We start from the raw sequence: 26,374 nt of genomic DNA on the forward strand, positions 1-26,374 counted from the left end.
AGAACGTTTCGGCCTTCGCTTTTCGCTCCGGCCCGTTCCGACGAGTGAAACTCTAGCTGGTTTCTCCGGCGTTAACCAAATCCACCAGCCGGTCCTGAAAAATGGCAGCACGAAAATGAATTCGTACGATCATCAACTTCAGGGGGTTCGCTGCCTCCGGACCTGCGCGGTACCCGCTGCAGGGGAGACAACTCGGAGAACACTACGCATCCCCGGGAGCCGGGTCAACCCCTCCCGTCGAAGATCTTTTGAGGAGGAACTCGCACCACACCGCCTTGCCCCCGTCCGGCGTGCGGCGGGTGCCCCAGTTCGAGGCGATGGTCGCCACGATCTCCAGGCCGCGGCCCGACTCGTCGGCCGGGAGGGCGCGCTTGCGGCGCGGGAGGTGGTCGTCGGCGTCGGTGACCTCGATGGTGAGGCGGCGGTCGGTGCGGCGCAGGCGGAGGCGCATCGGGGGGTGGCCGTGGGTGAGGGAGTTGGAGACCAGTTCGCTCACGGCCAGTACCCCGAGGTCCTGGAGTTCCTCACCCACGCGCCAACTGGTGAGGACGCCCTGGGTGAAGGCACGGGCGCTCGACGCCGCCTCCGCACCGCCGAGCAGGTCGAGGGAGGCGGTGCGGAACAGTTCGGCGGTGTCGTTGTCGCGCTGCGGGAGCTGGAAGACCAGAGCCGCCACATCGTCGTCGTGCTCCGGGGTGACGCCCATGGCGCGCAGCAGTCGCGAGCAGATCACGTCGGGCGCGCCCGTGGCGCCGGCGAGGGTGCCGGCCAGGGTGTCCAGGCTGTGGTCGATGTCCTGGTCGCGGCGCTCGACGAGGCCGTCCGTGTAGAGGACGCCGGTCGAGCCGGCCGTGAAGGGGAGGTTGCTGGAGGTGTGCATCCACCCGCCGGTACCGAGCGGCGGGCCGCCAGGTTCCTCCGGACGGGTGATGGTGCCGTCCGCCAGGCGGACCATGAGGGGCAGATGTCCGGCCGACGCGTAGCTGAGGCACTGCTCGCTGGGGTCGAAGACCGCGTAGACGCAGGTGGCGATCTGGGAGGCGTCGATCTCCGAGGCCAGGCCGTCGAGGAGCTGCAGCACCTCGTGCGGCGGCAGGTCGAGCCGCGCGTAGGCACGGACGGCGGTGCGGAGCTGACCCATGACCGCTGCGGCACGCATCCCGCGGCCCATGACGTCGCCGATGACCAGCGCGGTGCGCCCGCCGCCGAGGGTGATCACGTCGTACCAGTCGCCGCCGACGGCGGTGTCCGCACCGCCGGGCTGGTAGGTCGCGGCGACGCGGAGGTCGTCGGGCTGCTCCAGCTTCTGCGGGAGCAGGCTGCGCTGGAGGGTGACAGCTGCCTCGCGCTGTCGGCGTTCGCTCTCCCGGAGCCGTTCGGTGACCCGGACCTGGTCGGTGACCTCGGCGCCGAAGACGAGCACCCCGCAGACGTCGGACGCACCCGTACTGCGGCGCAGTGAGGCGAAGCTGCCGAGGCCGAGCGAGGACAGCCCGAGCGCGGTGCGCACGGACTGCGGAGCGGCTGCATCTGTGACCGCACCGGCGGCCGAGTCAGCGGCTGCACCGGCGGCCGAGTCGGCGACCGCATCGGTGGCCAAGTCAGCGGTGCAGTCGCCCGCATCCCTGCCCGCGTCGGTACCTGCCTGGGTGTTCGCGCCGCTGTCGGCGGGGGTGGGGACCATGGCGGCCTTCCCGGCGCCCCCGGTCAGCTGGGCCAGTTGCTGGCCCAGGTCCTCGGTCTCCCGGACCGGCGCGCAGACGAAGGTGTAGTAGCGCGGCGGCTCGACGCCCGCCAGGGCCGGGAGTTGGACCTTGCGGGCCTTGACGGTGCGCGGCCTTCCGGTCCGGTAGACCTGGTCCATCAGCGGCAGCAGGCCGAGTTCCTCCAGCTCAGGCATCACCTGGTGGGCGGGGACACCGGTTGGGCGCGGGCCGAAGACCTCGGTGTAGGCGCGGCTGAGGTAGCCGAGCCGGTGGCCTGGCCCGTAGCTGATGGCGACCAGCGCGGGCAGGTGCCCGAGCACGTCGTGGACGGCGAGGTGCTGGTGGCCGGCGTGCTCGTGGGCGATCCGTGCCTCGGGCAGTTCCCGGGTGGCGGGGACGCTGGGCGTGGGGCCGGAGGGACGGTCCTGCGGCGCGGAGGCGCGCCGCTGTCCGCCGGGGAGCCGGGCGCTCCAGCGTGTGAGGTTCAACGGAGTCCTTCGGGCTGCGGGTCGTCGGGGTACGTCGGGACGTCTGGGTACGTCAGGACGCCGGGTACGGGGATGCGAGGCAGGCTTCAGGTCGCGGAGTCGGGGTCCAGTGTGGCTGAAACCGCGCTCACGGGGAATCAGCTGCCGTGGGGTGTCTTGAAGATCGGCAAATCCGGCGAGACGGGACACATCACCTTTACAAAGCAGTCCGAGTCGGTCTATTCCGGTACAGCGCATCGCGGCACAAGCAGGGCGTCCGCGACACATCAGGCGGCACAACAGGTGAACCGATTCGGCTAGATCTAGATCGTCCCCCCTTCGCTCAAACCTTCGTCCAACAGGTGCTCGAAGCCCGCACGGGGCTCCTCCAGCTCCCCCAGTGAAACGATTTCGCGACCGGTCAGACTGGCGAGCAGCCAGTCGGACATCACCCGCGCCTTGCGCTCCCAGGTCGGTACGCGGCGCAGGTGCACGGCGCGGTGGAGCAGCCAGGCGGAGCGGCCGTGGAGCGAGCGGCTGCGCAGCTGGGCGACACCCTGGTGCAGCCCGAGCGAGGTGATCGTGCCCTTGAGTTCGCGCCGGTAGGCGGTGGTCGGCTGGCCGCGCAGGCAGGCGACCAGGTTGTCGGCGAGCACCATGGCCTGGTGGACCGCGTGTTGGGCGTTGGCACGGCAGGTCTCGCCGGGGCGGGCCAGATCGGGGACGGCGGCGGAGTCGCCGGCCGCGAAGACCCGCTCGGTGCCGAGGACGCGCAGATGGGAGTCGCACCGCAGGCGGCCCTGCGCGTCGACGGCCAGGCCGGTCTGCTTGAGCACGGGGTTGGCCCGCACGCCGGCCGTCCACACCAGGGTCCGGGCTGCGAAGCGGCTTCCGTCGGTGAGTTGGACGGTTCCGTCCGCTCCGACCGACGCGAGGCGGGTGCCGAGGCGGACGTCGATGGCGCGCTCGCGCAGCTCGGCGGTGGTGCGCTCGGCGGCCTGCGGCTCGGTCTCGGGGAGGATGCGCTTGCCTGCCTCGACGAGCACCCAGCGCAGGTCCTCCGGGCGGAGGTTGTGGTAGTGGCTGGTCGCGTGCCGGGCCATGTCCTCGAGTTCGGCGAGAGCGCCCGTGCCCGCGTAGCCGCCACCGACGAAGACGAAGGTCAGCGCGGCCTGACGCAGCTCGGGATCACGGGTGGAGGACGCCACGTCGAGCTGGGAGAGGACGTGGTTGCGCAGTTTGACGGCCTCTTCGACACTGCGGAAGCCGATTCCGTGCTCGGCGAGCCCGGGCACGGGCAGGATCCGCGAGACCGAACCGGGTGCGAGCACCAACAGGTCGTAAGGGAGTGTCAGTTCGATGGGTGATGCGCCGTAGACGGGTGCCGGGAGCAGCAGATGAGCTCGCGCGTTGGCTTGGTCCAACGACGTCAGCCGCCCCTGCATCACCTTCACCCCGCGCAGCGCGCGACGCAGCGGCACGACGACGTGGCGCGGGTCGATCGCGCCCGAGGCGGCCTCCGCGAGGAACGGTTGGTACGTCATGTACGAGGTGGGGTCGACCAGGGTGAGCTCGGCCTCTCCCGGTTTCAGGCGTGCCCGCAGCCGCAGAGCGGCGTTGACGCCGACCTGCCCGCCACCGATCAGCAGGATGCGCGCGGCCGAGGACGGCCCGGCCGATTCCGGTGAGGACGCGTGTGGGGACGCAGGTGGGATCACTCAACCATTCCGCACCCGTGAGTGGGTGCACGTCCATACTCCGTACCTGAATGAGTGGATACGGATGTGACGCTGATCGCCACGGCGGTGGCGGCGATGCCCCGTCGTCGAACGCGGACACGGCGGCACGGAATTGGCGCTTCGACTCCATTGATCAGCGCAGATGCCCTACGCTGCGCAACGACCGTCGTGTGCGCACGGTCGGTGCGGACGGTGGGATTCCTGCCCGACTCCCCTGGTCCCGTCGATGTGCCGTCAACTATGGTCGTTGAATCTGTCGTACGGGGGAGGACGAACCTCATGGTTCAGCAGGAGCAGGTACTGCAGCGCGCAGTCGAGGGGACGATTCCGGTGCAGCGGGGGCTGGTGGCGAAGGGGCTGACGACGAACGGCGGCGGACGGCTTCGCGTCGACGCGCGCCGCAACCTGGAGTCGGTGCTGCGCGCTGCGCGCGAGGTCTTCGGCGAACTCGGCTACGGCGCGCCGATGGAGGAGGTCGCCCGGCGCGCGGGCGTCGGCGTGGGCACGGTCTACCGGCGCTTCCCGAGCAAGGAGGTGCTGGTGCGGCGGATCGCCTCGGAGGAGGTGGTCTGGCTGACCACGCAGGCCCGCGAGGCGCTCAACTCGGACTCCACGGGGGCGTGGGAGTCGCTGGCGGACTTTCTCGCTCGCGCGGCGACGAGCGGCGCGGGCCGGCTGCTGCCGCCCGAGACGTTCCGCCAGGCCGAGGCGATGGTGCGGGTCCCCGCCCCGCGGTCGGCGACGTCGGATGAGTTGCTCTCCGGTGCCGTGCCGAGCACGTCCACCCCGATCACCTCGGTCGACGAGGAGTTCGGGGAGGACGCGGACCCGGTCCGACTGCTGGGACTGCTGGGGCAGTTGGTCGACCGCGCGGCGGGCTGCGGGGAGCTGCGGGGCGGGGTCAGCGTCGCCGACGTGGTGCTGGTGCTGACGGCGTCGGTGCCCGCGCATGCGTCTGCCGACGGCAGCGCGGCGGGGCGGTTGCTGCAGCTTCTGCTGCAGGGGCTGCGGGCGGGCTGACGCGCACGTTCGCTCCCGCGGGTAGTTGCACTTGGCTGGAGGCGCGGGGCTGTGCTGATGTGCAGCTCCGCTGCATGGTCGCGAGCAGGTGGACCTGTGCTCCCGCAGGAAGTTGCACTCACCTCAGGGGGCGCGGGGCTCTGTGCCTCAGCCGTACGGCGTTGCTGACCCTCACAGAGCACCCCCGCGCCCCCTGAACTGTGCGTTCCGCTTATCGTCTCTGCTCGAACGGCTGGACCTTGGCCCCCGAAGGGGTGGTGCCGAATCGTTCGCTCTCGTTGGCGGGACGGATCTGTGGGAACCTGACCCCGGTTGAGCGAGGGAAGCGGGGGTTGGGTCATGCCCACTGAGGAACCGGACGCGCCTGCGGCGCACGTGCCGCCGCAGGGAGTCGGCGGTGCCGAGGGTCTGCCGCGCCAGCGCGGCGACAGCGGGGAGGGGCCGCATGAGCACGGCGCGGCCGACCGCGTCGAGGCCGCCGCGCCGCCCAGCGTGCCCCCACCCGGCGGGCCCGTCGACGACGAACCGCTGACCACGTCCGACGCCGATCTCACCGCCGCCGTACGGGCCGGGGACGACGCCGCGTACGAGGAGCTGTACCGGCGCCACGTCGCCGCCGTCCGCCGCTACGCCCGTACCTGCTGCCGGGATTCGTTCACGGCCGAGGACCTCGCGGGGGAGGTCTTCGCCCGCACGCTGCAGGCGCTCCGCGCCGGCAAGGGGCCGGACATCGCGGTCCGCGCGTACCTGCTGACCGCTGTGCGCAACATCGCCGCGTCGTGGACGCGGGGCGACCGGCGTGAGCAACTGATCGACGACTTCCAGCTGTTCGCGACCAACAACGCCGTGGTCGCCACGGTCGACGTGACCGACCCGGGCGCGGACGCGCGGGCGATGACCGGGGTCGACCAGTCGCTCATCGTGCGCGCGTTCCTGAACCTGGACGCGGACGACCGGCTGCTGCTCTGGCACACCGAGGTCGAGCAGGAGCCGCCGCGCGAGGTCGCGGTGCTGCTGGGCAAGACCGCCAACGCCACCGCCGTGCAGGCGCACCGCGCACGTGAACGGCTGGCGACGGCGTTCCTGCAGGCCCACATCTCGGACACCCAGGCGTCCGACTGCGAGCAGCACGCGGCGAAGCTCGGCGGCTTCGCGCGCGGGCAGTTGGGCAAGCGGGCGTCGACGGACGTGCGGGCGCACCTGCAGGAGTGCGACCGCTGCTCGGCGGCGTACCTGGAGCTGGTCGACCTCAACCACAGCCTGCGCGAGCTGCTGCCTTCCGGCCTGCTGGTCTGGCTCGGCTCGGGCTACTTCACGGTGCTCGCGGCGGGGTTGGCCGGTGCGGCCACCGCCGGTGCGGCGGTCGGCGTCACGGCGGCTGCCGGTGGCTCCGCAACCACCGCCGGGGCGACCACGGCCGGTGCGGCCGGAGCCGCGGGCGCGGCGGGTTCGTCGGGCGGTGCCGCGGGCGGCGCTGCCGGTGGTGGCGCCGCCTCGGAGGGGGTGGGGCTGCCGGTCAAGATCGGTATCGCCACGGCCGTCGTCGTCGCCGCTGCCGCCGGGCTGGCGTTCGCGCTGACCGGGAGCGACGCCAAGCCGAAGCCCGTGCCGGTGGCCAAGCCGAAGCCGACTCCGGTGGCGACGGTCCCGGCCAGACCGGCCCCGAAGCCGACGCCCAAGCCGACTCCTCCGCCGCCCCCGCCGCCGGTGGTCAAGCCGAGCCCCACGCCCACCCCGACACCGACTCCCAAGCCGACTCCGCGTCCGACGCCGCCTCCGCCGAGACCGACGCCCAAGCCGACGCCGCCCCCGCCTCCGCCGCCCCCCGTGACCAGCTACTACGTCGATACGCTGCCTTACCAGGGCAGCGGCCCGGCCACCGGGCCCGCGTTGGCGCCGCCGAGTGTCTTCAACTGGGTGTGGCAGCGGCCCGACGGCGTCAGCATCGGCAAGAAGTCCTACGCGCGCGGCATCACCGTGATGGCGCCGTCGAACGCGGTGGTCGACCTGAACCGGGCCTGCACGAACTTCTCCGCGTGGGTGGGCATCGACGACATGACCATGGGCCTCGGTTCGGCGAAGTTCACCGTCGAGAACGGGACGACGGGCGCGGTGCTGTGGCAGTCCGGCGTCATCCACGGCGGTGACCCGGCCGAGAACGTCAGCGTGTCACTGAAGGGCCTGACCAAGATCAAGCTGGTGGTCCGGGGATCGCACGGCTTCATCGGCGGCCAGGTCGCCGACTGGGCCGACGCCCGCTTCAGCTGCTGAGGGCTGACGCCACCAGATCACTGGCCCTGCATCTGCTGGATCTGCTGCAGGGCCTGCAGGAAGGTCTCCGTCTCCTGCGCGCCCTGGACGGCGTACTTGCCCTCGAAGACGAACGTCGGGACGGAGCTGACGCCGATGGCGCGGGCGTGCTCCAGCTCGCTCGCGGTCTCGGCGCGGCCCTCGTCGGACGGGAGGAAGGCCTCGACGCGGGCCCGGTCCATCCCGGCGGCCACGGCGATCTCGGTCAGCGCGGCGAAGTCGGCGACGTCCACGCCCTCGGAGAAGTGCGCGGCGAGCAGCCGCTCCTTGAGGTCGACCTGCGTCTCCGGGCCGTACTCGTGCTCGGCGAGCCAGAGCAGGCGGTGGCCGTGGACGGTGTTGACGTGCAGGGCGGCGTCGAAGTCGTAGTCGATGCCCTCGTCCTTGCCGATCGCCGCGACGCGGTCGTCCATGGCGCGGGACTGCGGGCCGTAGCGCTCCTGCAGCCAGGCGCGGTGCGGGGTCGGCTCCATGGGGGCGTCGGGCACCAGCTGGAACGGGCGGTACACGACCTCGACGTCGTCGGCTCCCGCGAAGGCCGTAAGGGCCTGGTCGAACCGGCGCTTGCCGATGAAGCACCACGGGCAGGCGATGTCGCTGTAGATCTCCACCTTCATGAGAGCACGGCTCCTCTCGATCGTCTGCGCGCTCAGACAATGCCAACGCGGAGCCACCCGTCGGAATTCCGGACGCGACGCGACTTCGACGAGACCGCAGTCACACCTCCTCGGTGTCGCCCGCACGGTCTCGCCTGCTCGGCCACACCCGCGCGGTCACGCCCGCTTGGGGCCCGGGACGAGCAGCACCGGGCAGAGCGCGTGGAAGGTCAGCGCGGAGGCGACCGAGCCGAGCAACAGACGCGGGAAGCCGCCGTTGCCGCGGGTGCCGAGGACCAGAGTGTGCTGGTCCTCGGACGCGTGGAGCAGGAGCGCGACCGGGTCGCCCGCGACGACGTACAGCTCCGGGGTCGGGACGGGCTCCTGCCCGGCGTCCGGCTCAGCCTCCAGCCGGGCGGTCGCCGCAGTGACGCCGCGCTGGACGACGTCGGTCATGCCCGCCAGCAGGCGGCCGACGCTGTCCTGGACCACGTCGTCCAGGCCGACGGCCGTGTCGGCCAGCGGCGTCGGATTGACCGCCGCGAGCACCCGCACCGGCACCGCATGGGCCCGCGCCTCCTTGAGCGCCCGCTCCAGCGCCCACAACGAACCGTCCGAACCGTCGACGCCGACCAGGACGCCGGGTTGGGCGTGGGCCGGCGGAGGCTCGTGGGAGACGGGCATGGCGTGCATGCGTCCCATCATCGGGGCGGGTAGACCCGACCCGGCGTCAAGACACGTGTGACGCCGACGCGGTGGCGGCTCGCCCCGCCGGAGAAGGAGAAGCTGCCGAGGCAGGCTGCCCGGCCCCGGAGGTGACGGCGGGGCGGGGCAGCGGTGGCAGTCCGGTCCAGCAGGAGCCGCGGCGGGCCCGCAGACGGCGCAGCCACAGCTCCATGGCGACCACGTCCGCCAGCCCGTCCAGCGGGGCCGGCGCATCCGACGCCGCCGCGCGCAGTGCCGCTCGGACGCCCTCGGCGTCGATCAGGCCCCAGTCGCCCAGCAGGGATGCGGCGAAGAGCCGGTCCAGCGCGTCGGCGGAACGGCGCAGGCCCGCGCGCACACTGTCGGCCGCCGCGTAGGGGTCGGGCGGGAGGCCGTTGCCCCAGCCGTCGGGGACCTCCTGGACGCCTGCCCCGGCAAGGACCGCGCGGAGGATGCCGTGGCGCGCACCGGGTTGGATCCGGGCCCGGTCGGGGACCTGACGGCAGGCGCGGACCACCTGGTTGTCCAGGAACGGCGCGTGCAGACGCTGCCCGCGTGCGTCCGGCGCGCTCTCGACGACCTGGGCCAGCACACGGAACTCCGCCGCCCGCCGCTGGAGCGCCAGCCGGGCACGCCGGGCCCCCGGCCGCTCGTCGGGTGCCCCGGCGCGGGCGGCCAGGTGGAGGCGTTGGGCGACGGCGCCACGAGCGTCGGCGGTGAGCCAGGCCGCAGCCGGACCGGGCGTGCACCAGGCGAGCGCACGAGTGGACGCCTCCCCTGCGGTCCCGGGCGGGGCGCCGACGGCGCGACCGCCGACGAGGGCCGCGGCGGCGTCCCGCAGTCCGTCGGTGTAGCCGGTACGGGCGAGCCGCCGGGCCGCGCGCACGACCGCGACGGGCGTGCCGACCATGGCGCTGTCCGCGCGGGCGAGGGCCGCGACCGGCCGCAGCAGTGGGCTTCGACGGCGTTCCAGCAGCAGGTCGGCGAGTCGGGCCGGGTGGCCGTCCAGGACCTGGCGGGCGCCGTGGCCGCTGATGTGGTCGGTGCCTGCCGCGGCCAGCCGCGCGCGGTGGCGCAGCGCGGCGACCAGCGCCGGGCCGGGCTCGTCGGTCAGCGGTCCGGCCAGCGGGTCGTCGGCGAGGTCCGCGTACGGGAGCGCGTCCTCGCCGCCGGGGACGACGACGTGGTCGAGCCGGTCCGCGGCGGCTTCGGCAACGGAGCGGGCGCGCAGCAGCTCCGCCTCACGCGCGGGAGTGAGCGGCGCTCCGGTGGCGCCCTCGGCGTCGGTCCAGGTGATCGCGAGCAGCCCGGTCGGCTCGGCTTCGGGCGCGGTGACGCGACGGGCCCAGGATCCGCGCACCGCACCGGTCCGGCGCGCGGCGTCCGGTCCGGCCGACGACGAGGACGGCGGCGTCGGCGGGCCGTGGTGGAGGGTGCGGTAGCTGCGGGGGTCGCCCCAGCGCTCCTCGCTGAAGGTGCCGAGGGCCGGGTGGCGGACCGGCGGGGCGCTGCCGTTGGGCGCCCCAGTGCCGTCAGGGGTGGCGCGCTCCGTACGCCGGGTGGACTGGGAGGACCGGGAGGACTCGGAGGACCGCGCGTCGGGCGGCTCCGGCGCTGTGGTGGCGCCTGTGGCGGCGCCGGGGGCCAGGCCTGCGCTGCCGGGGTCACGGGGCGAGCCCGGTGCGCCGCTGGGGCGTTCGGTGGCGCGTGCGGCCGGCACCTTGGCGACGCGAGGGATCGTCGCGGCCAGCAGTGCCAACACCGTCGAGGCGCTGCCGCCGGACAGGTCGACGCTGACGTCCCGTCGGCGGACGACGAGCTCTCCGGCCTCGTCGGGACAGTCGTAGCCGATGCCGCCCTCGAACAGCATCTCGTCCGGCAGGCCCTCGCCGGAGCCGGACAGCGCCTCGGCGCCCCGGCGGTGCGGCCGGCCGACGAACATGCCGAGGCCGTGCCCGAGGCTGAGATCGGGCCCGAGACCGAGGTCCGGCGCGAGGCCGAGATCGAACCCCGGCCCAACTCCCGCTTCCGGCACGGAGCCCCGGCCCGCAGAGCCGGGACCTGTGACGAAGACGGTGGCGGACAGCTCGGCCGACATGTCCCCCGCCGCAACCGCCTGGCCGGCCAGGCCGCCGAGGCCGCCGACGCCGAAGGCGGGCTGCGGCACCTGCTGCGAGGTGCGCACCCGTAGCCGGACGGACTCCAGCAGCGACCGGGTCACCTCGGCCGTCGCCGACGCCTCGCTGTTCTCGTAGCTCCCCACTCCACCGGGCACCGGCTCGTAGACGCCGACGGCCGGGACGCCGCCGCGCACGGTCAGCGCCTGCCCCGGCGGGACCCGGAGCACCCCCGTGAAGGGGCTTCCGTCGCCGACGCCCTCGGGTGCGTCGGGCAGGGCCAACCGCGCCGCGAGGTGGATCCGGTCGAGGGGCGCGTCGACGAGGTCGGCCAGCGGCAGTGCGGCGGTGGCGTAGGCGGTCCCGCCGCCGAACGGCGTGTGGTAGACGGGGTGGACTCCGGCCAGATCGCCCAGGATCGAGACGCGCGAGCCCAGTTGGAGCACCACGACGTAGCTGCCGGACCAGGTGGTCAGGTGCCGCAGCGCACCACCGGACGTCGCCAGCAGGGCGGTGCGCAGCGCTGCGTCCGCCGCCCCGCAGCGGCCGAGGACCAGCAGACGCGCCGACGCGCCGTCGTCGGGCGGGAGTTCACCGGCGACCGGATCGTCGACGAGGTCGGGGAAGCCGTGGCGGACGACCGCGCTGGAGTGGCGCCGCCACCGGTGCAGCGTGACGCTGCGGATCTCGTCCGAACGCCAGTCCCCCACCGCCCACAGCGGATCGGAACCGGGCCAGAGCAGGCGTCCGCCGACCGGCCGGAGCGCGCGCACGTCAGCGAGGGCGGTAGTGCCGTCTCGGGTCTTTCCGCCCAGACCGCTCCAACCCACCAACCATCGCATCGTCGCCTCCACGCCAAAGGCACGGTGCCGCACCGTCAGCTCCCCATCGTGTCAGCCAACGGCGTGTTCGGCTGTGGCATCGAGGCAGGCAAATTCCGGAAGTTGACGCAATGTTGTCGGACAAACAGGGCTGACCACCACAAACACGACAGGGACGGGAGCGGGCAGGGCGTGGAGCGCGGTCCGGACCCTCCCCTCCCGGGCCCGGACCCCGACCCCCTAGGTCCGGCCCAGGCACAGTCGCCGCGCGCCCGTCCGCACGAGAAGAACTGACCGAACGAACGGCCGGAACGAACGGACCACAGCTCGGGAGGTGTCCGCACACCCCCCGAGCCGGTCCGCCGCCGCGCGGGGATGTACGGCGGCGGCATCCCCCGACCCGCCGGGTCCTCGACGGCAGGCCGACCCACGCCACCATGCAAACGCCGGAACCCCGGGCAAGGGAGGGGGCACACCGGGGCGCACCGCCGCACGGGCCAGGGGCATAGACCACCCCGGAACTGCCATCTCCGCCACCGGATCCCGCCATCTGGAACAAGACCCCTTAACCGTGGGAAGGCAGGGAACTACTCTGGGTGCAACAGGGCGACGTGCGGGATCCGGGAGGGGGTGGCAGGAGGGCATGACGACCACTGGCAGTCGCGGGCCGAACGACAAACTGGGCACCCTGCTGACCCTTGCCGGGATGAGCAACGCCGGGCTGGCCCGCCGGGTCAACGACCTGGGCGCGCAACGCGGTCTGACCTTCCGTTACGACAAGACCTCGGTGGCCCGCTGGGTCACCAAGGGCATGGTGCCGCAGGGTCCGGTGCCGCATCTGATCGCCACGGCGATCGGCGGCAAGCTGGGCCGGGCGGTCCCGCTCGAGGAGATCGGCCTGGGCAGCACCGATCCGACACCCGAGATCGGCCTGACCTTTCCGCGCGCGGTTCCCGCAGCGGTGCAGAGCGCCACCGACCTGTGGCGGCTCGACCCCGGGCGCACGCGCAAACCCGGTGCGCCGGGCAGCGGTTGGTGGGACACCCTGGCCGGGAGCTTCTCCGTCGCGGCCTACACCACCCCCGTCGCGCGCTGGCTGATCACGCCCGTCGACGGCTCGGTCGCGCGCGAGGCGCCGAGCGCCGACAAGGACCGTAAGGACCACAAGGACGCCCAGGACCACGCGGACGACAACGACCGCACGGACACAGCGGCGGCGGACGCACACGTCCAGGGACGGCGGTCCGCGCCGACCGTTCCCGGCGCGCGGGCAGGTTCCCTGGAGCTTCCGGAGCCTGGTGGCCTTGCGGACGCGACGTCCCCGTCCCTGTCGACCGGGCACGAGAACGGTTACGAGACCCGGCACGAGGGGCAGTTCGGGCATGCGGGTGCGCCGCTGGGCCTCGCCGACGGTGTCCGCGGCAGCTACCGGGTCGGCCATGCGGACGCGGCCAAGCTGCGTCAGGCCGCCGAGGAGGCCCGACGCTGGGACTCCCGCTACGGCGGCGGCGACTGGCGCTCGTCCATGGTCCCCGAGTGCCTGCGGCGGGACGCCACACCGCTGTTGCTCGCCAGCTACAGCGACGAGGTGGGCCGCGCACTGTTCGGCGCGACCGCCGAACTGACCCGGCTCGCCGGGTGGATGGCGTTCGACACCGGACAGCAGGAGGCCGCACAGCGCTACTACATCCAGGCGCTCCGCCTGGCCCGCGCGGCGGCGGACGTCCCGCTCGGCGGCTATGTGCTGGCGTCGATGAGCCTGCAGGCGACCTACCGGGGTGCTGCCGACGAGGGCGTCGACCTCGCCCAGGCCGCCGTGGAGCGCAACCGGGGGCTGGCGACGGCGCGGACGATGAGCTTCTTCCGGCTGGTCGAGTCGCGGGCCCACGCCCGCGCCGGGGATGCGGCTGCCTGCGCCTCCGCCCTTGCCGCGGCCGAGAGTTGGCTGGAGCGGTCACGTCCGGGCGACGGCGATCCGGCCTGGATCGACTTCTACACCTGGGACCGGCTGGCAGCGGACGCGGCGGAGGGTTTCCGGGACCTCGGCATGCCGGGCAAGGTCCGCGAGTTCACCGAACGCGCGCTGGCCACGCCCACCGAGGAGTACGTCCGCTCGCACGGCCTGCGCCTGATCGTCTCGGCCATGGCCGAGCTGGACCAGGGCGAGCTGGAGCGCGCGGTGGCGGCGGGCAACCGCGCCCTCGACGTGGCCGGGCGGATCTCCTCGCAGCGCACCCGCGAGTACCTGGCGGAGATGCTGAAGCGGCTGGACCGCTTCAAGGGCGAACGGATAGCCCAGGAGTTGGTGGAACGCGCCCGCCTCACGCTCGCCGCGCCGGCCTGAACCCACGTCCGATCACCCGCCTGGACGCCCGCCCGAACCACGTCTCCGTGCCGCCGCCCGGACGCCGTGGCGTGGCGTGGCCCCATCACGTGTGTGACCACGTCCCTGACCTCGGACGCGCCCTGCTGCGGACGGTCATGGCCGCGTAAGGTGACCGGCAGAACCTCGTCGAACCGTCGGAAGGGCTTGCGTGCGGGGCTTTGACTGCGACGTCGTGATCATCGGTGCGGGCATCGTCGGGCTGAGCGCCGCGTACGCGCTCTCCCAGCAGGCGCCCGAGCTGGACGTGGTCGTGCTGGAGAAGGAGCCGCGGCTGGCGGCCCACCAGACCGGCCGCAACAGCGGGGTGATCCACAGCGGCCTCTACTACCGACCGGGCTCCCTCAAGGCGAAGTTCGCCCTGGCCGGAGCCGCGGAGATGGTCGAATTCTGCAAGGAACAGGGCCTCCCCCACCAGGTCACCGGCAAGCTGGTGGTCGCCGTCGACCGCACCGAGCTGCCGCGGCTGCACGCGCTGGCCCAGCGCGGACGCGAACACGGCCTGCCCACGCGCGAGTTGGGCGCGGCGCAGATCGCCGAACAGGAACCGCACATCAGCGGCGTGGCCGCGCTGCACGTCGGCACCACCGGCCTCGCCTACTACCCGGCCGTGGCCGCCCGCTACGCGGAGCTGTCCGGGGCACGGATCCGGACCGGCAACGCGGTCACCGCCATCGACCGACGCGGCGACGGCGTCACCGTGACCACGACGCTGGGCGAGGTCCGGGCGCGGGTGCTGGTCAACTGCGCGGGTCTGCAGAGCGACCGGGTGGCGCGGATGGCGGGCGACGAACCCGGGCTGCGGATCGTCCCGTTCCGCGGCGAGTACTTCGAGCTGGCCCCGGAGGCGGCGTCGCTGGTGCGCGGGCTGGTCTACCCGGTGCCGGACCCGGCGTTCCCCTTCCTCGGCGTGCACCTGACCCGTGACCTGCACGGCGGCGTGCACGTCGGCCCCAATGCCGTCCCGGCGCTGGCCCGGGAGGGCTACGACTGGCGCACGGTCAGCCCGCGCGACCTGCTCGCCACCGCCGGCTGGCCGGGCACCTGGTCGCTCGCCTCGCGTCACTGGCGCGCGGAGGCGGTCGAGCTGCGCCGCTCGCTCAGCACCCGGGCGTTCACCCGCGCACTCCAGCGCCTGCTGCCCGCCGTCGCCGAGCGGGACCTGCTGCCCGCCCCGGCAGGCGTCCGGGCCCAGGCGGTCGACCGGCACGGCGCGCTGGTCGACGACTTCGCCTTCGCCGAGGGCCCGCGAACCGTCCACGTGCTCAATGCCCCCTCCCCGGCGGCAACCGCGTCCCTCGCGATCGGCCGCGAGATCGCCGGACGGGCAAGGGCCGCGCTCGACCGCAGCTGAGCGGGCGCGCCGCGGTGGCCGTCGGAACCGAGCGGACGGACGGACCTCGGCCAGACGGACCTGGGCCGACCGAGGGATGGGCCAACGCTCGGAGCTGGGCCGACAGTCGGAGCCGAGCCGCCGGTCCGTGGCGACGGTTCCGTAGACTGGGGCGCATTGTGACCAGCCAGCCCACCGCCCTCGTTCCCCCGGCCGCCGCACGCCCCGAGGCCTCCGGCACCGGCACCGGCACCGGCACCGGCACTGACGCGCCGCGTCCCGGCGACCCCGTCTCGCCGGAGCTCCACACCGAGCGCCGGATCCGCAGCTTCCACCCGCGCAAGGGCCGGATGAGCACCGCGCAGTACGACGCGCTGGAGCGCTCCTGGGACGCGTGGGGCATCCGGATCGACGGCGAGCGGCAGCTGGACCTGGACGCCTGGTTCGGGCGGACGGACGCCGAGGTGGTGCTGGAGATCGGCTTCGGCATGGGCGACGCCACCGCGATCATGGCCGCCGCCGAGCCCGAGCGCTGCATACTCGCGGCCGACGTGCACACCCCCGGCCACGGCAACCTGCTGCGCCGGATCGAGTCCGACGGCCTCGACAACGTCCGCCTGGCCGAGGGGGATGCCGTGGTGCTGCTCCGGGACCAGCTGGCGCCCGCGTCCCTGGACGGGCTGCGGATCTACTTCCCGGACCCGTGGCCCAAGGCCCGCCACCACAAGCGGCGGCTGATCCAGCCCGAGTTCACGGCGCTGGCCGCGTCCCGGCTCCGCCCCGGCGCGACGGTGCACTGCGCGACCGACTGGGAGCCCTACGCGGAGCAGATGCTGGAGGTGCTGACCGCCTCCCTCGACCTGGTCAACCTGCACGACGACTTCGCGCCGCGTCCGGACTGGCGGCCGGTGACCAAGTTCGAGCGCCAGGGGCTGGCCAAGGGCCACGTCGTCCGCGACCTGCTCTTCCGTCGACGCTGAGCTGCGGTCCGGGCGCCTGCGCGCGTGCATCGCACCCCTGTGGTGATCGTGCGGTGACCGTACGGGCACAAGTCCTTACCCGCTGATCCGCCGCCCCGCTAAGGTCATGGGGTGAGCAGCGCGCAGCACGAACCCCCGGCGAACAGCACCGCCGGGGACTCGACCGGGCCGATATCCGGCACCGGCACCGAAACCCCCCTCCCGCCCACCGGCTCCGCCGAACCGGTCGCACCCGTGGCCGTCGACGTGCCGCTGCCCGAGGGTCTGCCGACGGCTCCCCAGCCGGGGACGGCCGGGCTGCCTTTCGAGCCGCCGCGCGCCCTTCGCTACAAGGTCCGCCGCAACCTGCTGGAGAACCGCTGGCTGCGTATCGCGCTGGTGGTGATCGCCTTCGCCGCGTGCGGGGCGGCGATCCTCAACATGGTCCACACCCAGACGGGGACCGCCGGGTTCGTCGTCGGCGTCGCGCTCGCCGTGCTGCCGGTGCCGCTGGTGCTGGGCGCCTACCACTGGCTGGACCGGGTCGAGCCGAAGCCCGCGCGGCTGCTGCTCTTCTGCTTCGGCTGGGGCGCGTGCGCGGCCACGCTGGTGGCGATCCTGGCCAACGACTGGGCCACCTCGCTGCTCATCAGCCACCAGGTGGGCGGCGGCGAGACGCTGGGCGCGAGCCTGGTCGCGCCGCTGGTCGAGGAGTCGTCCAAGGCCGCGCCGCTGCTGCTGATCTTCCTCTTCCGCCGCCGTGACTTCACCGGCATCGTCGACGGCGCGGTCTATGCCGGGTTCACCGCGACCGGCTTCGCCTTCACCGAGAACATCCTCTACATCGGCCGCTCGGTGATGGACGGAAGCAACGACGGCGGCACGGGCATAGCAGCGACCGTGATGACCTTCGTGATGCGCGAGGTGATGTCGCCGTTCGCGCACCCGCTCTTCACCTCGATGACGGCGGTGGGCTTCGGGCTCGCGGCCATCAGCCGCAAGCGCTGGCAGCGGATCTGCGCCCCGATCGCGGGCTGGATCTTCGCGATGCTGATGCACGGCACCTGGAACAGCGCGCCGGTGCTCGGCCCGCTGGGCTTCTTCGGCGTCTACTTCCTCTTCATGATGCCGGTCTTCGCGCTGATGGTCTGGCTGGTGATCTGGTCGCGCGGCAACGAGCTGCGGGTGGTCGGCAAGCAGCTGGCCGTCTACGTCGCGGCGGGCTGGATCGCGCGTCCGGTGCCGCTGGTGCTGGCGTCGATGCGGACCCGCAAGCAGGCCCGGGCGCTGGCCCGCTTCCAGCGGGGGCCGACCGGCGACAAGGCGATGCGCGAGTACCAGGGCTTCGCGACCTCGCTGGCGCTGCTGCGCGAGCGGGTGGCCCGCGGCCTCGCGGTGCAGGACTTCGCGGAGCGCGAGCAGGAGCTGCTGCACCACCTGTGGGAGCGCAAGGAGACGGTCGAGGGCGTCTTCGACCGGGTCGGCGAGCAGGAGTGGTACCGCACCCACCCGCCGCTGGCCACGGCCTGGGCCGGCGCTCCGACGCCGGGCTTCGGGTATCCGTACCCGCAGCGTCCGGGCTACACGCCCTACCCGCAGCGTCCCGGTCCCGGTTACGCGCCCTACCCGCACACCCAGCCGCCGGGATACGGGCAGCAGCCGTTCGTGCCGCAGCAGCAGACGCCGCCGCAGTACGGCCGACCGCCGTACGCGGCGCAGCAGTACGGCGGCCAGCAGTACGCTCCGCGGGCATACGCTCCGCAGCAGCCGTGGCCGTACGCACCGCAGCCACAACAGCCGTCGCCGTACGCACCGCAGCAGCCGCCGCAGCAGCCGGCGGTGCCGTCCCAGGCACAGCCGAGCCCCGCGGCCGAGCAGCCTCCGGCCGAGAGCTGAGTCGGGGCTGACGTCGGGGCTGACGCCCGACGCACACGCCCGGCTCATCCTCCGTACATCCCGGCATCGCCTGTGCGTCGGGCGTACCGGAACCATCTGCCACCCCTGTCGCGTTGTCCCAATATCCGCACACGGAGGTGCGGCGACGCCGACACAGCGTCAGGAGGCAGCGCCAGTGACCGATGGCATCTATCGGATGGCCGTGACCAGTGGACACGGCCACCAGGAGACTGTTGCCCTCGCCGAGCAGCAGCTCCGGCAGTGGCTGAAGGCGTTGCACTACGACGAGCCCGGCTCGGGCAACGGTCGTCGGCGCGTCGGACCGCAGGCCGTCCTGGACCAAGTGGCCCGGGGCAAGGCGGTCCAGGGGCGGCTCGCCCGATGGCGGCTGCGCGAGTTCACCGTGCAGGGCATCTGGCAGACCTCGCTCACCGTGGCGTCCGCCCGCGACGGCCGCACCTGGGTGCAGCTCGACGCGGAGCAACTGCCGGTCCGCGGCGAGGAGCCCGCCAAGGCCCCCGTTCCCGGACTGGCCCGCGGCCTGCTGGACGTCCTGGACGCCGTCGAGGGCGAGCAGACCGGCGCGGCCCGCGTCCACGCGCTGCCCGGCATCATCGAGAAGCAGGACGTCGACGAGATCCTCGACGAACTGTGCGACCCGGACCGGCGGTTGCCGATCGTGGTCGCCAGCACTCCCCTGCACACCGACTTCGAGGACTGGCTCAACGACACCGTCGACCCGCTGCTCCGCAGTTGCAGCGGTCTGGCCGTCCTCTACGCGCTGGCTCCCGGCGCCGAGCGCACCTTCAACGCCGCGCTGGAACACCACCGCGTGTACGGCGGCGCGGTCCGCACGTACCTCCCCGGCCTCGACCCGGCCTGGGCGCCCGAGGCGGCGCGGCACCGGGTGATGTCCCGGTCCACGATCGAGGAGAACCTGCGCCGGGCCTCCGGACTGCTGGCCTGGCTGCCGCGTCGGTTGGCTGTCCAGACCCCCCTGCCGGACCAGCTGGTCGGCCTGCCGCCGCTGCGCCCCGAGGGCCTGCCGGAGGCCGACGCGATCGTGCCCGGCGGGCTGCTGGTCGACCACGAGGAGGAGGAGCTCCACGAGCAACGCGCCCGCGCCGAGGAGCTCCAGGAGGTGCGCCGCTGGCTCCGCGCGGCGGAGGAGCGCGAGTCGCAGCTGGCCGCGGAGTACGACGAGCAGTACAGCGAACTGCGCGCGGCGCGGACGGAGCTGCGCTCCCTCTCCGGCCGCCCGGCCCGTCCGCAGGACTCCGAGCCCGGCACCTTCGCCGAACTGCTGGAGCGCTGGGACGAGTTCCCGCTGCTGGAGTACACCGGCGACCCCCGCCTGACCAAGGAGCTGGACGAGCAGACCGACCACCCCACCTGGGTCCGGATGACCTGGGACGCGCTGCTGGCCCTCCAGGACTACGCGGAGGCGGCCAAGGAGGGCGCGTCCGGCGGCGACTTCCGCAGCTGGTGCGAGAACACCCCGCCGGACTGCCACCCCTTCCCGCCCCGCAAGGTGATCCGCGGCGAGTCACGCACCGTCAGCACCAACGCGAAGTGGAAGCGCGAACGCCTGCTGCCGGTCCCGACGACGGTCGACCCGTCGGGCCGCGTCTTCATGGGCGCCCACCTGCGGATAGGCGGCGGTGGAACGGCGCCGCGCCTGCACTATCACGATGACTGCTCGAACACGGGCCGGGTCTATGTCGGATACATCGGCCTGCATCTGCACAACACACGCACGAACTGACGGAGGTTCACGGTCATGGCTCAGGTCCCTTCCTCGCTGATTGCCGCGAGCGGACTCATCGGCGGCTTTGCCGTCGCCCGCGCGACGAAGCGGAGGGAACTCGGCGGGGTCGCTCTCGCCGCGGCGGGCGGCGCGGCGGCTCTGCAGTGGCGCAAGTCCGCGGGCCCGCGCACGGCCGCCGCGCTCGGCGGCCTCTACGCGGCGGCGTTCGCCGGCTCCCACCCGCTGGCGAAGAAGATCGGCGCCTGGCCGTCCGTTCTGACGGTGGCCACGGGCATGGCGGCAGCGTCCTGGGCCCTGGCGGACCGGAAGTAGTCGACCAGAAGTCAGAAGCAGGGGGCGTGGCAACACCCCTGGGGCGCGGGGCTCTGCTGATCTGCGGCTCCGCCGCGTGGGCGCGACCAGCTGAGCCCGCGCTCCCGCAGGAAGTTTCACGATTCAGGGCGCGGGGAACTGCGCGACAAGCCACTCGGGGCAGATGGTCCTCAACGAACTGAGTCATCCGCATGGGGTGGTCTCTCGCGCAGTTCCCCGCGCCCCTGAATAGTGCAACTTCCCCGCCTGCGCAGCCTGAGACGGTGCAACTACCTCAGCTGCAGAAAGCTTCTAGAGGTTCACGCCTCGCGAAGCGAGCCACGCCGTGGGGTCGACCGGCTCGGCGCCGTCCGGGCGGATCTCGAGGTGGAGGTGGGGGCCGGTGGAGCTGGCCGTCGCGCCCACGCGACCCAGCGGCTGGCCCGCTGCAACCGAACCGCCGCCCGCGACCGTGATCGCGGAGAGGTGACAGTACCAGATCTCCGTGCCGTCCGGCAGGGTCTGGACGACGCGGTAGCCGTAGCTGCCCGCCCAGCCTGCCTCGGTGATCGTGCCGGTGCCCATCGCGCGGACCGCCGTGCCCGCCGGGGCCGCGAGGTCGAGGCCGGCGTGCAGGTGGGCCCAGTAGGAGCCCACCGCGCCACGGCCTGTGTCGCTGTGGACCGCGGTGAGGGGGGCCACCAACGACTCCGCCAGGCGGGCGCGTTCGACCGCCTGCGCCTTCGCGGTGGCCGCGCTCGCGGCCTCCCTGCGGGCGGTGTTCTCGGCGGCGCGCTGCGGGACGGCCTGGGCGAGGATGCGGTCCGCAAGGGCCACACCGGCGTCCGAGCCGTGGCTGGCCGGAACCTGCTCGTCGTCCTGGAGCCGCATCGTGCCGGTGGGGCCGCCGTGCTCGGAGTGGTCCGCCGCGAGGGCGGGACCGGCCAGCCCGATGACGCTGCTGGCACCGACCGCCATGGCCGCGAGGCCCAGTGCGGCACCGCGCTGGCGCGGCACCGTGGCCGTAGGCTCGGCGACGGTCTCGACCGGGTATGACGCCATGACTGGCGTGCTCCTTTCCGTCCCTTCGCCGACCGGGTTAGCTGACGGGTTCGGAGAGGGCGGTCTCCTACGGCTGTGAGGCCGATTCACCCCGGGGTACGTGGGTCCCCGGCTCCGTGAGGATTAGGCGATCCGCGCGACGGCCGCGCGTACTGTTATTGAAAGTTAATACTAAAGCCGTCTGAAACCAAGTACTTCCCGGGGTGCAGTTGGGACGGCAGCGCCTCCAGCTGAACCTTCGTCATCAAGTCGGTCATTTCGGACAAGTGCGCCGACGGAGCCCGCCAGCACCTTCTGGAGCAGGCTGTATGCCAGGATCGGCAACAGCACCGCCGGGTTGCCGGGCATCCTGGTGGCCGCGACGACCGCGCTCGCACTGCTGTTGTTCATGCCCGACGCGTACGTCAACGCGATGGCGTCCGCCCGCGGAACCCCGAGCCGGACCGCCAGCACCCACCCGATCAGGAACGAGCCCGCGCACATCGCCGCCGCCGCGACGACCACCAGCACCAGGAAGTCCGGATCAGGACGCTCGATCACCTGACGCAGCGCGCCGCAGGCGTTGGTGTAGCTGAGGGTCACCACGACCAGCAGGTTGACCGCCTTCACCGCCGGCAGCCAGCGCTCCCGCGCCGCGCCGGACGGCAGCAGGCGACCCGTCAGCAACCCTGCCGCGCACGGCAGCACGACCGCCAGGACGGCGAACGCGCTGCACGCGTGCTCGGCCACACGATGCAGGTCGGCCGCGTACGGACCGGAGGCCAGGAATCCGCCGAGGTGCAGACCGAGCGGGATGGTGAGCGGGCTCAGCATCGTGCTGCCCACGACCAGGCCGAGCGTGAGCGTCGCGTTGCCCTCGCTGCCCTGGGCGAAGACAGTGGCCCCGGCGGCGACCGGCATTGCCCCGACCAGGGCCAGCCCGACCAGCAGGCTCTGCGCCTCGCGCGGGTTGTGCCAGCCGTCGGCCGCGAGCGCGCCGACGCCGAGCAGCAGCGTCGGCAGCAGGGCGTTGGAGGCGATCCCGACCAGCAGCGCGCGGGGACGCCGCAGCAGCGAGGGCAGCGTCTCGGCACGGGCGGTGAGGCCGGCGTTGAAGACCATCAGCGCCAGCAGCCCGGCCTGGAGCGGGAAATCGGCCCCGCCGACATGCGCCAGGCCCACCCCGCGCAGCGCGATCCCCGGCCCCGGCCACACTGCCGCGAGGACGTAGGCGAGCAGCATGATCCAGAGCAGGCGTCGCTGTACGGCGGCGAGGAGGGTGGAGAGCGGACGCATGAGGGGCACCGCCTTTCGTGCTTGTGGCGGCATCAGATCAGGTTCGCATCCGCACTGTCCCGCTGAGCTGGGGCGATTCATGACATCGAGTGGATTCCGTCATGATCGGGAAGCGGGATAGAGCCAGTCGACAAGTCGATTCGCGACGTCGTCGGAGGAGAGGGTGCGTGCGTTGGCGAACGATCCGTCCTGGGTCGTGGCGCGGACGCTGCCGTTCGGGTTGAGCACCACCAGGGCCGGGATACCGCTCTTCCTGAGGTCGATCCAGCGGGCCACGAGGGCGGTGTTGTGGTCGAAGTGCCCGACGTCGACGGTGACGAGGTGGTAGTCGCGCGACAGGACCAGCCACGCCCCGGCACTGAGCGAACGCTGCGCCAGCACCTGACAGTCGGCGCACCAGCCGGCGCCGAACTCGACGATGACGGGCCGCCCGTCCCTCCGGGAGGCCGCCTGCGCGGCGGCGAGCTCGGCCGTGGCGTCGGCGGCGGGGTTGTACCCCGTCGGCACGGGCGCGGGCGAGACGCTCGGCAGGGCGACGAACGGCGTCGCGTAGTGCGGGCCTGGCGCCCGACCGGAGACCTGCACACAGGCGGCGAGCAGCGCGAGCGGCAGGAGGCCGAGGAGCAACGCACGGAGTGAACGCACGTCACCCAGTGCAACACCGCGACGCGGAACGGCCCGGCTTCGACGCGCCGTTCGCCTAGTTCATGGACAGGTAGGCGAGACTTCCCGCGCCCGCGACGAAGCAGTAGATCGCGAACGGGGTCAGCGTCTTCGTCTCGAAGTACTTGGTCAGGAACCGCACCGCGACGTAGCTCGCGACGAACGCGCAGACCCCGCCGACAAGGAGCTGGCCGTGGATGCCGTTGCCCGCGGAGCCCAGCAGTGACGGCACCTTCAGCAGCGCCGCACCGCCGATCACCGGCGTGGCGAGGAGGAAGGCGAACCGGGCCGAGTCCTCGTGGCGGAGGCCCTTGAAGATGCCTGCGCTCATGGTGACGCCGGAGCGGGAGATGCCGGGGAGCAGGGCGAGGATCTGCGCCGCGCCCACGATGATCGCGCTGGACCAGCCGAGCTTGACGATGCGTCGGTCGGAGAGGATGTCCGGGTGCAGGTGCTCGTCGCCGGGCATCAGCGCCGCGTCGTTGGCGCGGCGTCGGCCCGTGCCGCCGCGCTTGAGGCGCTCGGCGCCGAAGAGGACCAACCCGTTCAGCATGAGGAAGAGGGCGGCCACGGTCGGTTTGCCGAGGATCTCGCGGAAGACCTTGTCCAGGGCGATGCCCGCGACGCCGACCGGGATGGTCGCCACGATCAGCAGCCAGGCCAGTTTCTGGTTGACCGTCTCGATCCGGCGCTCCTTGACGGAGCTGAACAGCCCCTGCAGGATCCGTGCCCAGTCCCGCCAGAAGAAGACGACCAGCGCCAGCGCGGTCGCGACGTGCAGCGCCACCAGAACGTTGAGGTAGGTGGACCCGGGCGCCGAGACGTTGAGGTCGTTCGAGTAGGGCGGTCCCAGCAGCGCGGGCACCAGAAGGCTGTGTCCGAGGCTGGAGACCGGGAACAGCTCGGAGACGCCCTGGAGCAGGCCGACGCCGATCGCTTCGGGATAGGTGAACACGGACGACATGACGACCCTGGGCTGCTGGGAGGGATAGGGGCAGCCCGAAAGTACTACAGAGATGTAGACGGAAAGGGCGGATATGACGGCTGTTCATCGACGCGATGGTCGAAGTTCACCGTCAATCCGCCCCAAGGTTCTCCTGAGCTTCAGGCGGCGTCACGCCGCGGTGCTGAGCTCCTCGACGCGCGGCACCGAGCCGGTGACCACCGTCGACGCGACCGGGGCCGCGTTGTCCGCGGCCTTCGGCAGGACCCGGCGCAGACGCACCGCCGCGACCGTGACGCCGAGGCAGCAGAGCGCCAGCGTGGCCAGGTAGACCGTCGACAGTCCGGCGCCGACCAGCAGCACGCCGACGGCCGGGCCGATCGCGATGGCGACCTGCTTCACCAGCGAGAACGCGGCGTTGTAGGTGCCGAGCAGTCGCGCCGGAGCAAGGTCGGCCACGATCGGGCCGAGCGTCGGGGCCAGCAGGGCCTCACCCGCGCCGAAGAGGACGTAGGTCATCATCATCGAGCCGACCGCCAGGCCGGACCCGCCGTGGAAGAGGCCCGCGATGCCCGCGAAGACCCACGCCGCGAGCCAGACCAGGCCGGTCGCCGCGATCGCGGTCGTCCGACGGCGACGCGAGGTCATCCGGACCACGAACATCTGCAGCACCACGATGGCGAAGGTGTTCGCCCCGAGGCCGAAGCCCAGCGCGGACGGGGAGATCCCGACCGTGCCCGTCGCGTAGGCGGCGACGCCGCTCTCGAACTGGCCGTAGCAGGCGAAGAAGATCAGCCCGGCGAGGACGCAGAGCTTCACCATCGCCCGGTCGCCCAGCAGCGTGCGGAAGTCGGACTTCCCCTTCACGCCCTTCGCGGCGTCCGCGACCGCCGAAGCGGCCTCCACAACCGGAGCGGGCAGCTTGACCGTGCCGGTCACCGCGGCCAGCACCAGGAACATCAGCGCCTCGATGCCGAACAGCAGCGTCAGGCTGGCAGGACGCGACACGTCGACGATCTGGCCGCCGATCATCGCCCCGATGCCCATGCCCAGGTTCACCAGGGTGAACTGCAGCGCGAAAGCGTGCGCGCGGGTCGCCCGGGTCGAGCAGCGGACCACCATGGTCGCCAGCGCGGGCTGGCAGGTGGTGACGCCGGCCCCGAAGAGGAACGCGGCGACCAGGATCGTCCACTGCGTCGTCGCCAGCCCGAAGGACAGCGCGCCGAGGGCGGTCAGCACCGCGCCTGCGACCAGCACGGGACGCGGCCCGTACCGGTCGATGCCGCGCCCGCCCACCGGCAGCACGGCCAGCGCGGCCGCGGCGAACAGCGTGAAGACCAGCCACGCGGTCATCGAACCGAGACCGCGCACCTGCTCCACGTACACGAACATGTACGGCAGCGTGAACCCGCTGCCGAACGCGCTGAGCGCGTTCCCCACCTGGACGCGGCGCAGTGCCCCCTGCATCGTCGTCGTCTCCCCAGCCATCGCCTTCGCCATCACGCGCACCGCCTTCCCGCTTCCCGCGGTCACCACGGTCGTCTGCCGCCGTGGTCCGTCGTCCCTCTTACGTTTCGATCGAAAGAGTACACTACTAAAGTCTTCTGAGCGAAACTTTTAATCCCGGTAGGCTTGAGCATGAGATACTGACGGGTATGACCGAGTCGTCCCAGGAGCCACCCGAAGAGCTCGCGATCAGTGAGCAGGTGGCCGTCTACCAGCGCGAGTTCCCGAACGTGGACCCGCAGGTCGAGACCATCGTCTCGACGCTCAACCGGCTGACCAGGCGGATGTCCGTCGCCTACGGCCGACACCTCAACGACCTGGGGATCTCCTCCGCCGATTGGGAGGTGCTGAAGGCCCTCATCGTCGCGGGCGCGCCGTACCGGCTGGGGCCGGGCGAGCTGGCCAAGCGGATCGGGCTGACCCCGGCGGCGATGACCCACCGGGTCGACCGGATGGCGGCGGCCGGACTGGTCACCCGCAGCCGGGACGAGAGCAATCGCGTGCGCGTGAACATCGAGCTGACCGAGCTCGGCCGCGAGAAGTGGCTGGACTCGATGCGGATGGCAGCGGTCTTCGAGGAGAGCCTGCTGCAGGATGCCGCACCGGAGGAACGCGCGGAGCTGGCCGGCGCGCTGGGGCGGATGCTCCGCCGCGTGGAGGAGGACCAGCCCGACGGCGTCGGGCGGGTCGAGGATCTGGAAGAGAGCTGAACTCTGCGCTGCCGCAGGTAGTTGCACCATCAGGGGCGCGCGGAACTGCGCGAGCAACCACCCGATGCGGATGGCCCTGCCCGTTCAGCGACTCACCACGCAGG

General features: G+C 72.6%; 19 protein-coding genes and 1 riboswitch. Of the genes, 9 read left to right on the forward strand and 10 right to left on the reverse strand.

Going from position 1 to position 26,374, the window contains the following annotated elements; translation table 11 throughout:
- Window positions 1–202: 202 nt before the first annotated feature.
- Complete coding sequence (locus ABH940_RS23775) at window positions 203–2,194, reverse strand: SpoIIE family protein phosphatase (protein ID WP_370106126.1); 1,992 nt, start codon at window positions 2,192–2,194, stop codon at window positions 203–205.
- Window positions 2,195–2,496: 302 nt separating this feature from the next.
- The gene (locus tag ABH940_RS23780; protein WP_370070621.1) at window positions 2,497–3,888 is read right to left on the reverse strand and encodes an NAD(P)/FAD-dependent oxidoreductase; all 1,392 of its coding nucleotides are present in this window, start codon (window positions 3,886–3,888) and stop codon (window positions 2,497–2,499) included.
- A 303-nt stretch (window positions 3,889–4,191) separates the two neighbouring features.
- Between ABH940_RS23780 and ABH940_RS23785 the strand changes: the two genes are divergently transcribed.
- Window positions 4,192–4,932: a TetR/AcrR family transcriptional regulator gene (locus tag ABH940_RS23785; RefSeq protein WP_370106127.1), complete on the forward strand. Its 741-nt coding sequence runs from the start codon at window positions 4,192–4,194 to the stop codon at window positions 4,930–4,932.
- Between the two features lie 339 nt (window positions 4,933–5,271).
- Window positions 5,272–7,203, forward strand: a complete 1,932-nt coding sequence (locus tag ABH940_RS23790) for a sigma-70 family RNA polymerase sigma factor (RefSeq protein ID WP_370106128.1) — start codon at window positions 5,272–5,274, stop codon at window positions 7,201–7,203.
- Window positions 7,204–7,220: 17 nt separating this feature from the next.
- Here ABH940_RS23790 and ABH940_RS23795 read toward each other — a convergent pair whose 3' ends face one another.
- The 3 genes from ABH940_RS23795 to ABH940_RS23805 all read right to left on the reverse strand — a co-directional run bounded on the left by ABH940_RS23795 (window position 7,221) and on the right by ABH940_RS23805 (window position 11,502).
- On the reverse strand, window positions 7,221–7,859 hold the full coding sequence (locus ABH940_RS23795) for a DsbA family oxidoreductase (RefSeq protein ID WP_370106129.1): 639 nt from the start codon (window positions 7,857–7,859) through the stop codon (window positions 7,221–7,223).
- Between the two features lie 156 nt (window positions 7,860–8,015).
- Entirely contained in the window at window positions 8,016–8,531 is a 516-nt protein-coding gene (locus ABH940_RS23800; RefSeq protein ID WP_370070601.1) for a universal stress protein, read from the reverse strand.
- 37 nt (window positions 8,532–8,568) lie between these two features.
- Complete coding sequence (locus tag ABH940_RS23805) at window positions 8,569–11,502, reverse strand: asparagine synthase-related protein (protein WP_370106130.1); 2,934 nt, start codon at window positions 11,500–11,502, stop codon at window positions 8,569–8,571.
- A 622-nt stretch (window positions 11,503–12,124) separates the two neighbouring features.
- On the opposite strand from ABH940_RS23805, the gene ABH940_RS23810 reads away from it, so the two are divergent.
- The 6 genes from ABH940_RS23810 (at window position 12,125) to ABH940_RS23835 (ending at window position 20,132) form a co-directional block, all read left to right on the forward strand.
- A complete protein-coding gene (locus ABH940_RS23810) occupies window positions 12,125–13,825 on the forward strand; it encodes a hypothetical protein (protein ID WP_370070597.1) in 1,701 nt (566 codons plus the stop codon).
- Between the two features lie 190 nt (window positions 13,826–14,015).
- Window positions 14,016–15,218, forward strand: a complete 1,203-nt coding sequence (lhgO, locus tag ABH940_RS23815; RefSeq protein WP_370070595.1) for an L-2-hydroxyglutarate oxidase — start codon at window positions 14,016–14,018, stop codon at window positions 15,216–15,218.
- A gap of 158 nt (window positions 15,219–15,376) precedes the next feature.
- Entirely contained in the window at window positions 15,377–16,177 is an 801-nt protein-coding gene (gene trmB, locus ABH940_RS23820) for a tRNA (guanosine(46)-N7)-methyltransferase TrmB (protein ID WP_370106131.1), read from the forward strand.
- Between the two features lie 111 nt (window positions 16,178–16,288).
- Window positions 16,289–18,052: a PrsW family glutamic-type intramembrane protease gene (locus tag ABH940_RS23825; protein WP_370106132.1), complete on the forward strand. Its 1,764-nt coding sequence runs from the start codon at window positions 16,289–16,291 to the stop codon at window positions 18,050–18,052.
- A gap of 175 nt (window positions 18,053–18,227) precedes the next feature.
- A complete protein-coding gene (locus ABH940_RS23830; RefSeq protein WP_370106133.1) occupies window positions 18,228–19,817 on the forward strand; it encodes a hypothetical protein in 1,590 nt (529 codons plus the stop codon).
- A 15-nt stretch (window positions 19,818–19,832) separates the two neighbouring features.
- Window positions 19,833–20,132 (forward strand): hypothetical protein, encoded by a 300-nt coding sequence (locus tag ABH940_RS23835; RefSeq protein ID WP_370070587.1) that lies wholly within the window; start codon window positions 19,833–19,835, stop codon window positions 20,130–20,132.
- 291 nt (window positions 20,133–20,423) lie between these two features.
- Here the strand turns inward: ABH940_RS23835 and ABH940_RS23840 are convergent, their stop codons facing one another.
- The 5 genes from ABH940_RS23840 to ABH940_RS23860 all read right to left on the reverse strand — a co-directional run bounded on the left by ABH940_RS23840 (window position 20,424) and on the right by ABH940_RS23860 (window position 25,521).
- Window positions 20,424–21,173 (reverse strand): M23 family metallopeptidase, encoded by a 750-nt coding sequence (locus ABH940_RS23840; RefSeq protein WP_370070585.1) that lies wholly within the window; start codon window positions 21,171–21,173, stop codon window positions 20,424–20,426.
- A gap of 12 nt (window positions 21,174–21,185) precedes the next feature.
- Window positions 21,186–21,313: riboswitch (cyclic di-AMP (ydaO/yuaA leader) on the reverse strand.
- A 31-nt stretch (window positions 21,314–21,344) separates the two neighbouring features.
- Entirely contained in the window at window positions 21,345–22,448 is a 1,104-nt protein-coding gene (locus ABH940_RS23845; RefSeq protein WP_370070583.1) for a bile acid:sodium symporter family protein, read from the reverse strand.
- A gap of 99 nt (window positions 22,449–22,547) precedes the next feature.
- The gene (locus ABH940_RS23850) at window positions 22,548–23,093 is read right to left on the reverse strand and encodes a thioredoxin family protein (RefSeq protein WP_370070581.1); all 546 of its coding nucleotides are present in this window, start codon (window positions 23,091–23,093) and stop codon (window positions 22,548–22,550) included.
- 55 nt (window positions 23,094–23,148) lie between these two features.
- A complete protein-coding gene (locus ABH940_RS23855; RefSeq protein WP_370070579.1) occupies window positions 23,149–24,075 on the reverse strand; it encodes an undecaprenyl-diphosphate phosphatase in 927 nt (308 codons plus the stop codon).
- 150 nt (window positions 24,076–24,225) lie between these two features.
- Complete coding sequence (locus ABH940_RS23860) at window positions 24,226–25,521, reverse strand: MFS transporter (protein WP_370070619.1); 1,296 nt, start codon at window positions 25,519–25,521, stop codon at window positions 24,226–24,228.
- A 188-nt stretch (window positions 25,522–25,709) separates the two neighbouring features.
- Between ABH940_RS23860 and ABH940_RS23865 the strand changes: the two genes are divergently transcribed.
- The gene (locus tag ABH940_RS23865; RefSeq protein ID WP_196193587.1) at window positions 25,710–26,270 is read left to right on the forward strand and encodes a MarR family winged helix-turn-helix transcriptional regulator; all 561 of its coding nucleotides are present in this window, start codon (window positions 25,710–25,712) and stop codon (window positions 26,268–26,270) included.
- Window positions 26,271–26,374 lie beyond the last annotated feature (104 nt).

This window comes from Streptacidiphilus sp. BW17 (assembly GCF_041262485.1).
Taxonomy (GTDB): Bacteria; Actinomycetota; Actinomycetes; order Streptomycetales; family Streptomycetaceae; genus Streptacidiphilus.

What these genes read in the sequence shown, in the direction of transcription:
- ABH940_RS23835 (WP_370070587.1), top strand. Translation starts at nt 19,833, where the DNA reads ATGGCTCAGGTCCCTTCCTCGCTGATTGCCGCGAGCGGACTCATCGGC.
- ABH940_RS23805 (WP_370106130.1), bottom strand. Translation starts at nt 11,502, where the DNA reads ATGCGATGGTTGGTGGGTTGGAGCGGTCTGGGCGGAAAGACCCGAGAC.
- ABH940_RS23845 (WP_370070583.1), bottom strand. Translation starts at nt 22,448, where the DNA reads ATGCGTCCGCTCTCCACCCTCCTCGCCGCCGTACAGCGACGCCTGCTC.
- ABH940_RS23855 (WP_370070579.1), bottom strand. Translation starts at nt 24,075, where the DNA reads ATGTCGTCCGTGTTCACCTATCCCGAAGCGATCGGCGTCGGCCTGCTC.
- ABH940_RS23800 (WP_370070601.1), bottom strand. Translation starts at nt 8,531, where the DNA reads ATGCACGCCATGCCCGTCTCCCACGAGCCTCCGCCGGCCCACGCCCAA.
- ABH940_RS23865 (WP_196193587.1), top strand. Translation starts at nt 25,710, where the DNA reads ATGACCGAGTCGTCCCAGGAGCCACCCGAAGAGCTCGCGATCAGTGAG.
- ABH940_RS23860 (WP_370070619.1), bottom strand. Translation starts at nt 25,521, where the DNA reads ATGCAGGGGGCACTGCGCCGCGTCCAGGTGGGGAACGCGCTCAGCGCG.
- ABH940_RS23840 (WP_370070585.1), bottom strand. Translation starts at nt 21,173, where the DNA reads ATGGCGTCATACCCGGTCGAGACCGTCGCCGAGCCTACGGCCACGGTG.
- ABH940_RS23810 (WP_370070597.1), top strand. Translation starts at nt 12,125, where the DNA reads ATGACGACCACTGGCAGTCGCGGGCCGAACGACAAACTGGGCACCCTG.
- ABH940_RS23790 (WP_370106128.1), top strand. Translation starts at nt 5,272, where the DNA reads ATGCCCACTGAGGAACCGGACGCGCCTGCGGCGCACGTGCCGCCGCAG.
- ABH940_RS23795 (WP_370106129.1), bottom strand. Translation starts at nt 7,859, where the DNA reads ATGAAGGTGGAGATCTACAGCGACATCGCCTGCCCGTGGTGCTTCATC.
- ABH940_RS23785 (WP_370106127.1), top strand. Translation starts at nt 4,192, where the DNA reads ATGGTTCAGCAGGAGCAGGTACTGCAGCGCGCAGTCGAGGGGACGATT.